Genomic DNA, 12737 nt, shown 5'->3' with positions numbered 1-12737 from the left:
CGGATTGCGCTGCGCTCCATCCGGGCTACGATCCCGTCGTCGCAAGGGCTCCTTGACGAGCCGAGAGACCGCGCGCTCTCACAACACCGACGACGCCCCCGGTATCTTGCGCAAAGCCGCCGTCAGGCCCCAGCTCAGGATCACCGTGAGCACGAAGCCGATCGCGGCCTTCACGATCGCAGGCAGCTCGTAATCGAACAGCGCATACTGGATCCACAGTGCGATCGGGTAGTGCACCAGGAAGATGCCGTAGGCGTCGGCCTGCATGCGGTCGAGCAGGGTTGGCCCCGGCGCTTTCGAATGCAGGAAGAAGGCGAGGATCGTGAGCAGGATCGACGCCGAGAACAGCACCAGGAACGTGCCGTAGAACGCGTGGTACCAGTGCGGCAGCGGATCGGGATTGCCGAGGATTTCGCGCTTGATGTAGATCATGCCCCACATCAGGCAGTACGGCACCAGCGTGATGAACACCCACCGCCAGCGGTCGTTCGGCAGCTGACCGTCCGAGCTGAGGATGCCGCGATCGAAGTTCGCCGAGCCGACGCTGGCGCCGATGAAGAAGTAGCTGAAGTAGAGCAGGATGCGGCTCGCCTGCACCGAGAACGGTCCGAACTCGAACCATTTATTGGCGCCGAAATAGACCAGCGCCGGCACGTAGACGAGGATGCTGATCGCGGCGAGCACCAGCCAGAACGCGGCCGGCTGGTCGAATCCGCGCAACGAGACGCGGTTGATCGGGTCGACCAGATGCGCCGAGACCCGGTAGAGCAGGCTCGCGGTGAGATCGAAGGCGAGCAGCACCCACACGAACCAGATCGGGCCGCTCGGCCACGGCCCCGCCGTCACGGTCTTCCACCAGAATGCAGCGAAGGTCAACTCGGGCTCGGCCCGCAGCGCGATGGCGTAGTAGGCGAGCGGGATGACGGTGAGGGCCGCGATCGCGAACGGCAGCCCGAGCCGCAACAGGCGGTCGCGCAAAAAGACCGACGGTGCCTTGCGCGCGATGCCGGGCCAGGTGAACAGGCCCGACAGGAAGAAGAACATCGCCATGAAGAAGCTGTCGGTGGCGAGCACAATCATGTCGAAGCCGGCGAAGGAGGCCGGATCGGTGTGACCGAAATGCGTGTAGGGAATCACCGCGTGATGCAGCAGCACCACCAGCGTCAGGAAGGTACGGGCACGATCGAGCGAGAGATTGCGCGCCTTGCTCTTCGGCGCAGCCTGCGCCTCCGCGCCCATCGTCGCTGAATGTGACATCGTCATTATGGTCGCCCCGCGTCCCGTCCCGCCGGGACTGTGCCGCCGGGAACCGGATTCAGCAAGTGTCGTTTCGGCAGCGGCAACCGGAGGAACCAGTTCCGCGTAGCAAAGTTAGCATTCGCGAAAGGGCGTAGAGAGCCGCGGCAAGCGGCAACCGATTGCGGAGCTGGCGATGACGATCCTGAAATGGGCGCTGATCTTCCTGCTGATCTCGATTGTGGCCGGCGTGCTCGGCTTCACCGGAATCTCGGCTGCCTCCGCCGATATCGCCCGCTTCCTGTTCTACGTGTTTGTCGTGATCTTCCTGGTGCTGCTGATACTGGGGCTGACGATTTTCAGGGCATAGCCCGACCGGTAGCGGCACTCATCGTCATGCCCGGGCTCGTCCCGGGCATCCACGTGTTTCGGTATCTGCGATTATCCAAGAACGTGGATGGCCGGGATAACCCGGCCATGACGTGGCGCTACAGCAGGGCCTACCCCACTTCCTCGATCTTCACCTTGTCCGGATAGAAGGCGAGATGGCCGGAAATCTCCGTCATCGCGGGGAAGGGCGTCTCGTAAGTCCAGATCGCATTGTCGAGCGTCTTGCCGTCGGCCTTGACGCTGAAATAGTTGGCGTCACCCTTGTAGGGGCAATGGGTGGTGCGCTCGGTGCGCTCCAGCAGAGCCATATTGGTGTCCTCCCGCGGCACATATTGCACCGCCGGGTATTTCGCCTCTTTCAGGGTCAGCGCCTTGCTGGTCTCGGCGATCACGATGTCGCCCGCGGTGACCCGAACGCGCCGGGGATTTTGGGTGATGGTGATGGGGTGGTCGGGCCCTGGAAGCTTCATGATGTCACGCCTTTTCGATCGATCTGCCTTGCGCGGCACTTTGTCGTGCGTTTATCCCGATGGGATCAGGGATATAGTGCCGGAATGCGTGACGAAGAAGACTGTTCACGCTAAGTTTGACCCAGCCGGCAAGGGGACCCCGGCGCGATTCGACGAGACAGGAGCACGACCCGAATGCCCATGGACGCCCACGATATCGAGGCGATGATCAAGGCGGCGATCCCCGATGCCGAGGTGACCATCCGTGACCTCGCCGGGGACGGCGACCACTATGCCGCGACCGTGATCTCGGAATCCTTCCGCGGCAAGTCCCGCGTCCAGCAGCACCAGATCGTCTATCAGTCCCTGCGCGGCCAGATGGGCGGCGTGCTGCACGCGCTGGCGCTGCAAACCGGCGTGCCGGGCGCTTGATCTGACCGGCTGCCTGATCTGATCGCGCGACGGGGGAAGGATGATGGCTGCGGACAATCCTCGCGGCGCGATGTTTCGCGTCATCGTGCCGAACCAGCACAGCCGCGTCACCAATGTCGAGCTGTTCTTCGACCTCGTTTTCGTCTTCGCGGTCACTCAGGTTTCGCACACGCTGCTGCACCATTTCACGCCACTCGGCGCGGTGCATGTCACGGTGTTGTTTCTCGCGGTGTGGTGGGTCTGGGTCTACACCGCCTGGGTCACCAATTGGCTCAATCCCGAGCTGACGCCTGTCCGCGTCATGCTCTTCCTCATGATGTTGGGCGGCCTCGTGCTGTCGACGACGATCCCGACCGCGTTCGAGGGGCGGGGCCTGTGGTTTGCGATCGCCTATGCGACCATGCAGCTCGGACGCACCGCCTTTTGGCTGTTCGCAACGCCGCGGCATCGGACTGCGGTGCGCCACAACGCGATCCGCATCCTGACCTGGCTGTCGATCTCCGCGATGTTGTGGATCGCAGGCGGCCTATACGAGGGCGAGACGCGGCTATGGCTGTGGATTGCGGCCGTCACCTGGGAGTACGTCTCGCCGGCGGCGCGGTTCTGGGTGCCGAAGCTGGGCTTCTCGTCGGTTGAAGCCTGGGCTGTCGAAGGCGGCCACATGGCCGAGCGCTGCTCCCTCTTCGTGATCATCGCGCTGGGCGAGGCCGTCGTCGTCAACGGCGCGACCTTTGCCGAGCTGGAATGGACCGCAGCCAACATCCTTGCCTTCGTTTCCGCGCTGGTCGGCGCCATCGCCATGTGGTGGATCTATTTCCACAAGGGAGCGGAAGCCGGCGCCGAGCGGATCTCGAAGTCCGCCGAATCCGGCCGGCTGGCGCGGCTCGCCTATACCTATCTGCACATGCCGATCATCGCCGGCATCATTCTGACTGCGGTGTCGGATGAGCTGGTGCTGAAGCATCCGACCGGCCATTCCGACTTCAGGACCATCGTGAGCACGATCGGCGGTCCCTTGGTATTCCTGGTCGGCACCATCCTGTTCAAGCACGCGATCCGCGGCTTCCTCCAGCTCTCGCACGGCATCGGCATCATCCTGCTGCTGGTGCTATGGTGGTTCGCCGCCGATCTCTCGCCACTCTGGCTCTCGGTCGCCAGCAGCGCGATCATGATAGTCGTCGCGGTGTGGGAGTCGGTGTCGCTGGGGCCGGCAACCGAGGAGTAGGCGCGGGAAGCCTACTCCGCGACCTCCAGCGCGTGCACCGAGAACATCTTCGCCGCATCCGTCCAGCTTTCGCGCACTCGCCAGCCGGCGCCTTGCGCCAGCGCGGAAAAGCGCTCGAGGCTGTATTTGTAGCTGTTCTCGGTGTGGATGCTCTCGCCCGGGCGGAACGAGAAGCTGGTGCCGAGCAGGCGGACGGTCTGGCTCTTTTTGCTGATCAGATGCATCTCGATGCGGTGCCGCTCGCGGTTGTAGATTGCGCGATGGGTGAAGGCGGACAGATCGAAATTACCGCCGAGCTCGCGGTTGATGCGGACCAAGACATTGAGGTTGAAGCGCGCGGTGACGCCGGCAGCATCGTTGTAGGCGTCATGGAGCACGCGCTCGTCCTTCTCGAGGTCGGCGCCGATGATCATCTGCGCGCCGCGGCCGAGGATCTTGCGTGCGCTCTTCAGGAAGGCCTGCGCCTCCTGCGGCTCGAAATTGCCGATGGTCGAGCCGGGGAAGAAGCCGACCTTGGGCATGGACGCGACCGCCTTCGGCAGCTCGAACGGCGTGGTGAAATCGGCCGCGACCGGATAGATGCCGAGCGCAGGGAAATCCCGCTTCAGGCCATTCGCCTGCGCTTTCAGGAAGTCGCCGGAGATGTCGACGGGGACATAGGCCGCGAATTTGCAATGATCCAGAAGCAGGCGAACCTTGGTGGTCGCGCCGGCGCCGAACTCGACCAGCGCTGCGTGCTCCGGAATGATCTTCGCGATCTCGCGGCCGCGCTCGGTCAGGATCGCAAGCTCGGTGCGTGTCGGATAATACTCCGGCAGCTTCGTGATCGCCTCGAACAGCTCCGATCCTGTCGCGTCATAAAAGTATTTCGGCGACAGCTTTTTCGGCTGCTGCGAGAGGTCCTCGATCGCCTCGCGGGCGAAGGCGGTCGTCTGCTCGTCGGGAAGATGGGCTTCGGCCAAAGCGCTGGCGTGCACATTCATGATACTCTCCTGAACGCGCTGTCCGGCGCGCATTTGTCGTGGGATCGTTTCTACTCGTAGTCGGCGAGCCGCAGCCCGGTGAACTGCCAGCGGTGGTGCGGATAGAAGAAGTTCCGATAAGTGATACGACTATGGCCCTCCGGAGTTGCAAGCGAGGAGCCGCGCAGCACCAATTGGTTGACCATGAACTTGCCGTTGTACTCGCCGAGCGCCCCTTCGACGGCGCGATAGCCCGGATAGGGCGAATAGGAGCTGCGCGTCCATTGCCAGACGATGCCGAAGGCGTCGTTGAGTTGGCCCGCGCGGGCCGCGACCTCCCATTCCATCTCGGTCGGCAGATGTTTGCCGGCCCAGCGGGCATAGGCGTCGGCCTCGTAATAGCTGACATGGCAGACCGGTGCGTCCGGATCGACCGGCCTGAGGCCGGCGAGCGTCATCATCTGCCACCCGCCATCGGCCTCGCGCCAATGGCCGGGTGCCTGCCAGTCGTCCTTGCTGGCCGCGGCAAAGCCGTCCATCAGCCACAACGTCGCGGTCCGATAGCCGCCGTCGCGCATGAAGGCGAGCCACTCACCATTGGTGACGAGGTTGCGCGCGACCTTGACCGGCCCGACGAGAGCGCGATGAGCCGGCTTCTCGTTGTCGAAATGAAAGCTGTCCTCGACATGGCCGACGGTGTGGATGCCCTCGTTGAGGTGCAGCCAGTCATCACCGGTGCGGGTCGCAGCGGGAAAGCGCCAGTCCGGGTCGTAGGCCGGATAGACCGGGTTCTGCGCAAAAGCGTGCAGGATGTCGGTGAACATCAATTCCTGATGCTGCTGCTCGTGGTTCAGCCCGACCTCGACCAGCGGCGCGATCTCGCGAAGCTTGTCCGCGCCGGTCTCGCGGAAGAATTTGACGACGGCCGCATCGACATGTCTGCGATAGGCACCGACTTCGTCGGCGCTGGGACGGGTGATGTCGCCGCGATGATTGCGCGCATGACGCGGGCCGGCGCTGACGTAATAGGAATTGAACAGGAACGCGAAATCGGGGTGGAAGGACCGATAGCCCGCGGCGTGCTCGCCAAGCAGGAATTGCTCCCAGAACCAGGTGGTATGCGCCCGATGCCATTTCGTCGGGCTGGCATCCGGCATGGACTGGATCTGCTGGTCCTCCGGCGAAAGCGGCGCGGCCCGGCGTTCGGTCTCATTGCGGACGGCAAGAAATGCGTCGTGAAGCCTCTGGGCGAGGCCGCCCTGACCGGACAATGACGAAAGCGGGGCAGTGGCCGTAGCGGAGGCTTGTTTCGTCACGTTTTTCTCCAGACAGGACAAGAGAACGTTGTTGGCGTTGCCCGGTTCCAAAACCAGGGTTCGTCCTAGATAGGGGCTCCGTTACGGTATGAAAGTCCTCTCGGGCGATGATATTGATGTCATCAGCCTATGGACCGGGCTTGGGGCCCGCTGGGGTCAAGCCGGCCACCGGGGAGCTTGTCGCCGCCATTTTACTTTGGATGCACAACGGTTTGGGCTACATATATAGGCAGGTATCGGGTTAGATCGGCTGAGCCAGCCCGAAGCGATCGGTGAGGGCTTCGCCCCAAAAGGACATGGATATGAGCATCGAGGAATTCATCGCAAACGAAGTGAAGTCGAACGACGTGGTTCTGTTCATGAAGGGCACGCCGCAATTTCCGCAGTGCGGTTTCTCCGGCCAGGTCGTCCAGATCCTCGACCATATCGGCGTCGGCTATAAGGGCCTCAACGTTCTCGAATCCGCAGAACTGCGTAACGGCATCAAGACCTTCTCCAACTGGCCGACCATCCCGCAGCTCTATGTGAAGGGCGAGTTCGTCGGCGGCTGCGACATCGTCCGCGAGATGTTCCAGGCTGGCGAACTGCAGCAGCTGTTCTCCGAGAAGGGCGTCGTCGTCGCCGCCTGATCGTGACCGTGCCGACGCGCCGGATTGGCGGCGCGGTGCTCGAGGTCATTGTTGCCGACATCACCACACTGAGCGTTGACGCCATCGTCAACGCAGCCAACACGTCGCTCCTTGGCGGGGGCGGCGTGGATGGCGCGATCCATCGGGCAGCCGGCCCCGATCTGGTTGCCGAATGCCGCACACTCCACGGCTGCAAGACCGGCGATGCCAAGATCACCGGGGGCTACCGGCTCAAGGCTTCCCATGTGATCCACACGGTCGGGCCGGTCTGGAACGGCGGCACGATCGGCGAGGATGGCCTGCTCGCCTCCTGCTATCGCCGTTCGATGGAGCTGTGCGGGACGCACAGGCTGGCCTCGGTGGCATTCCCCGCGATTTCGACCGGCGTTTTCCGTTTTCCCGCCGACCGGGCTGCCGACATCGCCGTGCGCACGACGATCAAGGGCCTGGCGGCTGCGCCGTCCGTGACCCGGGTCGTGTTCTGCTGCTTCGCCGAGCCAGGCGCCAAACTCCATGCCGAGGCGCTTGCTCGCCACGCCGGCCCTTGTGCCGACTGAGGCGGTCGGTACACTCCGCCGGACCATGTTCCGGGGAGGGGATATGACTTCAAAGTCTGGACTGCGTGCGCTGGTTTGCGGCGCGCTGGTATCGCTCGGCGCGATGTCGCTGGCGCGGGCGGACGGCACTTACGAGATTCCGGCCGGCGCGCATTTCAACCAGGACAAGCTCGGCAGGATCAGCGAGTTCTTCAAGAACGAGGTCGCGACCGGCAAGATCGCCGGCGCAACCGTCCTGATCCGGCAGCACGGCAAGCCGGTCTATCACGAAGCCTTCGGCGTGCAGGATGTGGTCAGCAAGGCGCCGATCACCGACAAGACCATCTTCCGCCTGTTCTCGATGTCCAAGGCGATCACCTCGGTCGTAGCGATGCAATTGGTCGAAGATGGCAAGATCAAGCTCGATGATCCCGTCTCGAAATACATTCCATCCTTCGCCAATGTGAAGGTCGGCGTCGAGAAGAAGGCCGAGGACGGCACCAAGTCGCTGGAGCTGGTGCCGCCCAACCGGCCGATGACGGTGCACGATCTGATGACGCACACCTCGGGCATCACCTATGGCTTCTATGGCGACAGCCTGGTCCGCAAGGCGTATCGCGACGCCAACATCTATGCCGGCGATTTCGATCTTGCCGAGTTCGCCGAGCGCATCGCGAAACTGCCGTTGCACAACCAGCCGGGCGCGCTCTGGCAATATGGCCACTCCACCGACGTCCTGGCGCGCGTGATGGAGATCGCGGCCGGCAAGCCGCTGATCGACATCATGCGGGAGAAGCTGCTCGATCCGCTCGGCATGGTCGACACCGGCTTCTTCGTCACCGCCCCCGAGAAGCAGAAGCTGATGGCGCAGCCGGTGCCGAACGATGCTGATTTCCGGGTCGGCCGGATCAACGATCCGACCGTCGTCAAGAAGATCCAGTTCGCCAGCGGCGGCATGGTCACGACCATGGCCGACTATGAGCGCTTCGCGCAGATGCTGCTCAATGGCGGCAGCCTCGACGGCAAGACCATCCTCAAGCCCGCGACGTTCAAGCTGATGACCACCGACCAGATCGGCCCGGGCTCCGGCGTCGATCGCGATTATTTCTACTTCCCCGGCGACGGTTTCGGCTTCGGCCTCGGGCTCGCGGTCCGCACCGATCCCGGCAACGCCAAGCCGCCGCCGCCCGGCGACCTCGGTGAATTGAAGTGGGACGGCGCGTCCGGCTGCTATTTCGTGATCGATCCCAAGCAGGACATGTTCTTCGTGCTGCTGGAGCAGACCCCGACCGAGCGCCAGCGCGTGCAGCGGACCTTGAAGCAGCTGGTCTACGAAGCCATGGAGAAGTGACATGAGCAGGCGCCGCGCCTTTCTCGCGGCGCTCGTTCTTCTGGTCGGAGTGGCCGGTGCGAAGGCCGGCTCCGAGACGCGTGCTGCCCGCACGCTCTCGGCCCAAGGGCTGGCGAAGGTCTCCACCTACATCAGGAACGAGGTCGCGACCGGGAAGATCCCCGGCGCCATCCTGCTGCTGCAGCAGCACGGCAAGCCGGTCTATTGCGAGAATTTCGGTGTCCGCGACGTCGCCACCGCGATCCCGATGAGCGCGGATACGATCTTTCGCCTCTATTCGATGTCGAAGCCGATCACGTCGGTGATGGCGATGATGCTGGTCGAGGAGGGCAGGCTTGCGCTTGAGGATCCCGTCGCAAAGTACATTCCGGCTTTTGCCGAGATGAAGGTCGGCGTCGAGAGGAGGGGCACGGCGGACAAGGTTGCGCTCACGCTGGAGCCGCAACAGCGTCCCGTCACGATCAAGGATCTGCTGCGTCATACCGCGGGCCTGCCCTACGGAGCCACGGGCGGCAGCACGGTGCGCGAGCTCTACGCTGCGGCCAATCTCTTCAATAGCGATCTGTCCAACGCCGATTTCGTCGCGAAGCTCGCGACGCTGCCGCTCGCCGAGCAGCCGGGCACGGTGTGGGATTACGGCTTTGCCACCGACGTGCTCGGCCGCATTGTCGAAATCATCTCGGGCAAGACGCTGTTCCAGTTCGAAAAGGAAAGGCTGCTCGATCCGCTCGGCATGAGCGAAACCGCGTTTCATGTCGCCGATGCCGCCAAGTTTCCGCGTATCGCCGAGCCGATGCCGGAGGATCGCAACATCAGTCCGACGACGCAAATACGCGACGTCAGGCGGCCCGTGACCTGGGAATCGGGCGGCGCCGGCCTGGTCGGCACGGTCGGCGACTATGCGCGGTTCGCGCAGATGCTGCTGAATGGCGGCACGTATGAAGGCCGGCGCTATCTTAAGCCCGAGACCATTGCGCTGATGGCGTCGGATCACGTCGGCCCCGAAACCAACATCGGGCGCGACCAGAACTATTATCCGGGCGGCAGTTCCGGCTTCGGCCTCGGCTTCGCCGTGCGCACCTCGGTGCCGCCGGGGACGTCATGGCCACTGGGCGAATATCGCTGGGACGGCGTCGGCGGCACCTTCTTCTTCATCGATCCCGAAGACGATCTGTTCGGAATCTTCATGGTGCAGACGCCCTCGCAGCGCGGCCGGATTCAATTGGCGCTGAAGACGCTGATCTATCAGGCGATGGGGCGGTGAGCGCGGATGGCTTCGTAGCCCGGATGGAGCGCAGCGCAATCCGGGAGTCTTGCCGCCGAAAGATGACCCGGATTACGCTTGCACTCCATCCGGGCTACGGCAGCTCAATTACGCTCCGCGCACGATCTCGCGCACGTAGCCGATCGTCTCCTCGATCTGGCCCGCGTCGACGTCGAGATGAGTGCAGGCGCGGATGCGTCCGTCCATCATCGCGAGCGTGACGCCGCGCTGGCGCAGCGCCGCGACCATCTTGTCGCCGGCAATGCCGGCGCCGTCGGGCTTGAAGAACACGAGGTTGGTCTCGGGCTCCTGCACCTCGATCCCTGCGATCTGCGACAGCCCGCGGGCGAGGGCCCGTGCATTGGCATGGTCGTCGGCGAGGCGGTCGACGTGGTGGTCGAGCGCGTAGATGCAGGCGGCGGCGCAGATTCCGGCCTGGCGCATCGAGCCGCCGAGACGCTGCTTCCACTGCCAGACCGCGCCGATGAAGGTGCGCGAGCCTGCGAGCACGCCGCCGATCGGCGCGCCGAGGCCCTTGGAGAAATCGATCCAGGCCGAGTCCCAGCCGGCGGTCATGTCGCGCGGAGAGATACCACTGGCGACGGTGGCATTGAGCAGGCGCGCGCCGTCCATGTGAGTGACGAGGCCATGCTGCTTGGCAATCGCGACGATCTCGTCGAGCGCGGCCTTCTTCCAGATCGTGCCGCCGCCGATGTTGGCGGTCTGCTCGACGCTCACGACTGTCTGCGGCGGCTGGTAGCGCGTGCGCGGATGCAGCGCCTTGCGAAAGGTTTCCGGCGTGAACTGGCCGTCGGGGCCCTTGAGCTGCGTGACCTGGAAGCCGCCGATCGCGGCATGCGCGCCGCCTTCGCGGGCGATGATGTGCGCGGTCTCATGCGCGAGGATCTCGTCGCCGGGGCGGCAATGCACCAGCGTCGCGGTGACGTTGCACATCGTGCCCGAGGGCATGTAGACCGCGGCTTCCTTGCCGAGCAGATCCGCAACGCGCTCGCACAGCGCATTCACGGTCGGATCGTCGCCGACCTGCTCGTCGCCGACCTCGGCACGCGCCATGGCCTCGCGCATTCCCGCGGTCGGCTTGGTCTGCGTATCCGAGAGCAGATTGATGCGCACCGGCGGCGCCTTGGGATCGATGGGGGGAGGGGTGTAGAGCATACGACGGCTCCTAACGCGTTGCGGCCACTGAAGTGTGGCTCTTAAGCAAAAAGGCCCCGGCGAACCGGGGCCTTTCGATATTCAGATCTTAGCGCGAATAGAATTCGACGACCAGATGGGGCTCCATCTGCACCGGGAACGGCACGTCGGAGAGGCCGGGGATGCGGATGTACTTCGCAGTCATCTTGCCGTGGTCGACTTCGAGATAATCGGGCGTGTCGCGCTCGGGGAGCTGGCTGGCTTCGAGCACATGGGCGAGCTGCTTGGAGGCTTCCTTGACCTCGATCACGTCGCCGACCTTGAGCTGGTAGCTCGAGATGTTGACCTTGCGGCCGTTCACCTTGATGTGGCCGTGGTTGATGAACTGGCGGGCGGCAAAGATCGTCGAGACGAACTTGGCGCGGTACACGACCGCGTCGAGACGGCGCTCGAGCAGACCGATCAGGTTCTCGCCGGTGTCACCCTTGAGGCGGCTCGCCTCGACATAGATGCCGTGGAACTGGCGCTCGCTGATGTTGGCGTAGTAGCCCTTCAGCTTCTGCTTGGCGCGCAGCTGCACGCCGAAGTCGGAGAGCTTGCCCTTGCGGCGCTGGCCGTGCTGGCCGGGGCCGTACTCGCGGCGGTTCACGGGGCTCTTCGGGCGGCCCCAGATGTTCTGGCCCATACGGCGATCGATCTTGTACTTCGCCTCACTGCGCTTAGTCATCGCGTCCTCTTCGGTTGCATGGTTTGAGGAAACGCGCCCTCCTGTGTGACGGGATGGATCCCGGCACCGACAGGTCCGATCCCCAAAGCTTAAGGGAGTGGACCACGGGTCGCGAAACGCTTCGCGGGCCGAAATCGGCCCGCGAGCAGGCGGCTTTTAGGGGAGTTTGGGGTTCGCTGTCAATGCGAATGGCCCGGAATCACGTCCCGACTGCCCGGATGGGCTTTGCGCCGGCCGCTCGCAATTCGGCAGCGATTTCTGTGTTCAGGACCTGTTCCAGCCGGGTCAGGACCCGGGCAATGGGGGCGGCGTCGGTGACCCGGTGATCCCAGCGGATCACGACGTGGATGGTCTGGTCGGGCTCGACCAATCCGTAGCTGACGATGAAGGGGCCCGGCGTGACCGGATGGAGCTCGCCGCCGCCATAGGCGGCCACCGAGCTGACCGCAAAGCTGCCGAACCAGTTGCCGCGCTGCCGCCCGAAATTCAGGCCGATCGCCCAGGACAGGCGGCGCAGCGGCAGCGGCAGGCGGGTCGCCCGCATGATCTTGCGGAACATCGGGACGTCGTCGATCGGTGCCGTCTTGGCGCGCCGGATCTCCGCCTCGACCGCGGCCAGCGCCATGGCCTCGGGCGCCGCGATTCGCTGCGGCATCACGCATTCCTCGCCAGCCTCGACCCGGGCAATTGCCACCAGCGCCACGCTCCTGGGCAGCTCGTAGAGCGTGGGACGGGGCCATTTGGCGTAGACGGTGCGCAGGATCGGCTCGTCCCGGGCGACCAGGGCGAAGGCCTTGACGAACATCGCGGCCCAGCCGGCGGGCGCGGCTGCCCCGGCGCGGGCCTCCAGCAGGGGGCAGATCTGGAGCGAACGAGACAGCGACACGAACGGCACGTCCATCGACGCCCGCATGAGGTCGCAAATCAGGCGGCGCGGCAGCGAAATGGTCTTGGGCGTCCCGCGCATCGCTCGTTCAATTCCCGCAGATGAAAAAATGTGCAGCGAGCGGGTTCCCGCTCGCCGCCTGCTTTAGCACGAACCAACCCGCCTGGGGCCGGTCGGTT

The 12737-nt window shown here is 64.3% G+C and carries 14 protein-coding genes; 7 read left to right on the top strand and 7 right to left on the bottom strand.

Annotated elements, in window-relative coordinates:
* Nucleotides 1-78: 78 nt before the first annotated feature.
* Entirely contained in the window at nt 79-1257 is a 1179-nt protein-coding gene (locus RPS27_RS30215) for an acyltransferase family protein (RefSeq protein WP_194408380.1), read from the bottom strand.
* Between the two features lie 175 nt (nt 1258-1432).
* Between RPS27_RS30215 and RPS27_RS30210 the strand changes: the two genes are divergently transcribed.
* Nucleotides 1433-1606, top strand: a complete 174-nt coding sequence (locus tag RPS27_RS30210) for a DUF1328 domain-containing protein (RefSeq protein WP_027548646.1) — start codon at nt 1433-1435, stop codon at nt 1604-1606.
* A 130-nt stretch (nt 1607-1736) separates the two neighbouring features.
* Here RPS27_RS30210 and RPS27_RS30205 read toward each other — a convergent pair whose 3' ends face one another.
* Nucleotides 1737-2096 (bottom strand): DUF427 domain-containing protein, encoded by a 360-nt coding sequence (locus RPS27_RS30205; RefSeq protein WP_194403138.1) that lies wholly within the window; start codon nt 2094-2096, stop codon nt 1737-1739.
* A gap of 174 nt (nt 2097-2270) precedes the next feature.
* On the opposite strand from RPS27_RS30205, the gene RPS27_RS30200 reads away from it, so the two are divergent.
* Both RPS27_RS30200 and RPS27_RS30195 read left to right on the top strand, forming a co-directional pair.
* Nucleotides 2271-2507 (top strand): BolA family protein, encoded by a 237-nt coding sequence (locus RPS27_RS30200; RefSeq protein ID WP_018316584.1) that lies wholly within the window; start codon nt 2271-2273, stop codon nt 2505-2507.
* 43 nt (nt 2508-2550) lie between these two features.
* Nucleotides 2551-3732, top strand: a complete 1182-nt coding sequence (locus RPS27_RS30195; RefSeq protein WP_313754912.1) for a low temperature requirement protein A — start codon at nt 2551-2553, stop codon at nt 3730-3732.
* An 11-nt stretch (nt 3733-3743) separates the two neighbouring features.
* Here the strand turns inward: RPS27_RS30195 and egtD are convergent, their stop codons facing one another.
* Complete coding sequence (gene egtD / locus RPS27_RS30190; RefSeq protein ID WP_313754866.1) at nt 3744-4715, bottom strand: L-histidine N(alpha)-methyltransferase; 972 nt, start codon at nt 4713-4715, stop codon at nt 3744-3746.
* Between the two features lie 50 nt (nt 4716-4765).
* On the bottom strand, nt 4766-6061 hold the full coding sequence (gene egtB / locus RPS27_RS30185; protein ID WP_313754865.1) for an ergothioneine biosynthesis protein EgtB: 1296 nt from the start codon (nt 6059-6061) through the stop codon (nt 4766-4768).
* A 251-nt stretch (nt 6062-6312) separates the two neighbouring features.
* On the opposite strand from egtB, the gene grxD reads away from it, so the two are divergent.
* From grxD to RPS27_RS30165, 4 genes are read left to right on the top strand one after another with little or no spacing between them, the layout of a single operon-like run.
* Nucleotides 6313-6639: a Grx4 family monothiol glutaredoxin gene (gene grxD, locus RPS27_RS30180; protein WP_181769420.1), complete on the top strand. Its 327-nt coding sequence runs from the start codon at nt 6313-6315 to the stop codon at nt 6637-6639.
* 2 nt (nt 6640-6641) lie between these two features.
* Entirely contained in the window at nt 6642-7196 is a 555-nt protein-coding gene (locus tag RPS27_RS30175; protein ID WP_313754864.1) for an O-acetyl-ADP-ribose deacetylase, read from the top strand.
* Nucleotides 7197-7239: 43 nt separating this feature from the next.
* Nucleotides 7240-8526, top strand: a complete 1287-nt coding sequence (locus RPS27_RS30170; RefSeq protein WP_313754863.1) for a serine hydrolase domain-containing protein — start codon at nt 7240-7242, stop codon at nt 8524-8526.
* Nucleotide 8527: 1 nt separating this feature from the next.
* Complete coding sequence (locus RPS27_RS30165; RefSeq protein ID WP_313754862.1) at nt 8528-9790, top strand: serine hydrolase domain-containing protein; 1263 nt, start codon at nt 8528-8530, stop codon at nt 9788-9790.
* A gap of 108 nt (nt 9791-9898) precedes the next feature.
* Here RPS27_RS30165 and RPS27_RS30160 read toward each other — a convergent pair whose 3' ends face one another.
* From RPS27_RS30160 to RPS27_RS30150, 3 genes are all read right to left on the bottom strand, one after another.
* Nucleotides 9899-10966 (bottom strand): threonine aldolase family protein, encoded by a 1068-nt coding sequence (locus tag RPS27_RS30160; RefSeq protein ID WP_313754861.1) that lies wholly within the window; start codon nt 10964-10966, stop codon nt 9899-9901.
* Nucleotides 10967-11054: 88 nt separating this feature from the next.
* Entirely contained in the window at nt 11055-11672 is a 618-nt protein-coding gene (gene rpsD, locus RPS27_RS30155; RefSeq protein WP_027548656.1) for a 30S ribosomal protein S4, read from the bottom strand.
* Between the two features lie 199 nt (nt 11673-11871).
* Nucleotides 11872-12639, bottom strand: a complete 768-nt coding sequence (locus tag RPS27_RS30150) for an acyltransferase (protein ID WP_313754860.1) — start codon at nt 12637-12639, stop codon at nt 11872-11874.
* Nucleotides 12640-12737: the final 98 nt, after the last annotated feature.

Origin of the sequence: Bradyrhizobium sp. WYCCWR 12699 (assembly GCF_032144035.1) — a bacterium.
In the GTDB taxonomy this organism is placed as follows: Bacteria; Pseudomonadota; Alphaproteobacteria; order Rhizobiales; family Xanthobacteraceae; genus Bradyrhizobium.
The sequence above is the reverse complement of the archived record's forward strand: the minus strand, read 5'-3'. Positions and strand labels throughout refer to the sequence as shown.

Excerpts from the sequence above, each read along its gene's own strand:
- RPS27_RS30215 (WP_194408380.1), bottom strand. The coding sequence starts at position 1,257 with ATGTCACATTCAGCGACGATGGGCGCGGAGGCGCAGGCTGCGCCGAAG.
- RPS27_RS30210 (WP_027548646.1), top strand. The coding sequence starts at position 1,433 with ATGACGATCCTGAAATGGGCGCTGATCTTCCTGCTGATCTCGATTGTG.
- RPS27_RS30205 (WP_194403138.1), bottom strand. The coding sequence starts at position 2,096 with ATGAAGCTTCCAGGGCCCGACCACCCCATCACCATCACCCAAAATCCC.
- RPS27_RS30200 (WP_018316584.1), top strand. The coding sequence starts at position 2,271 with ATGCCCATGGACGCCCACGATATCGAGGCGATGATCAAGGCGGCGATC.
- RPS27_RS30195 (WP_313754912.1), top strand. The coding sequence starts at position 2,551 with ATGGCTGCGGACAATCCTCGCGGCGCGATGTTTCGCGTCATCGTGCCG.
- egtD (WP_313754866.1), bottom strand. The coding sequence starts at position 4,715 with ATGAATGTGCACGCCAGCGCTTTGGCCGAAGCCCATCTTCCCGACGAG.
- grxD (WP_181769420.1), top strand. The coding sequence starts at position 6,313 with ATGAGCATCGAGGAATTCATCGCAAACGAAGTGAAGTCGAACGACGTG.
- RPS27_RS30170 (WP_313754863.1), top strand. The coding sequence starts at position 7,240 with ATGACTTCAAAGTCTGGACTGCGTGCGCTGGTTTGCGGCGCGCTGGTA.
- RPS27_RS30165 (WP_313754862.1), top strand. The coding sequence starts at position 8,528 with ATGAGCAGGCGCCGCGCCTTTCTCGCGGCGCTCGTTCTTCTGGTCGGA.
- RPS27_RS30160 (WP_313754861.1), bottom strand. The coding sequence starts at position 10,966 with ATGCTCTACACCCCTCCCCCCATCGATCCCAAGGCGCCGCCGGTGCGC.
- rpsD (WP_027548656.1), bottom strand. The coding sequence starts at position 11,672 with ATGACTAAGCGCAGTGAGGCGAAGTACAAGATCGATCGCCGTATGGGC.
- RPS27_RS30150 (WP_313754860.1), bottom strand. The coding sequence starts at position 12,639 with ATGCGCGGGACGCCCAAGACCATTTCGCTGCCGCGCCGCCTGATTTGC.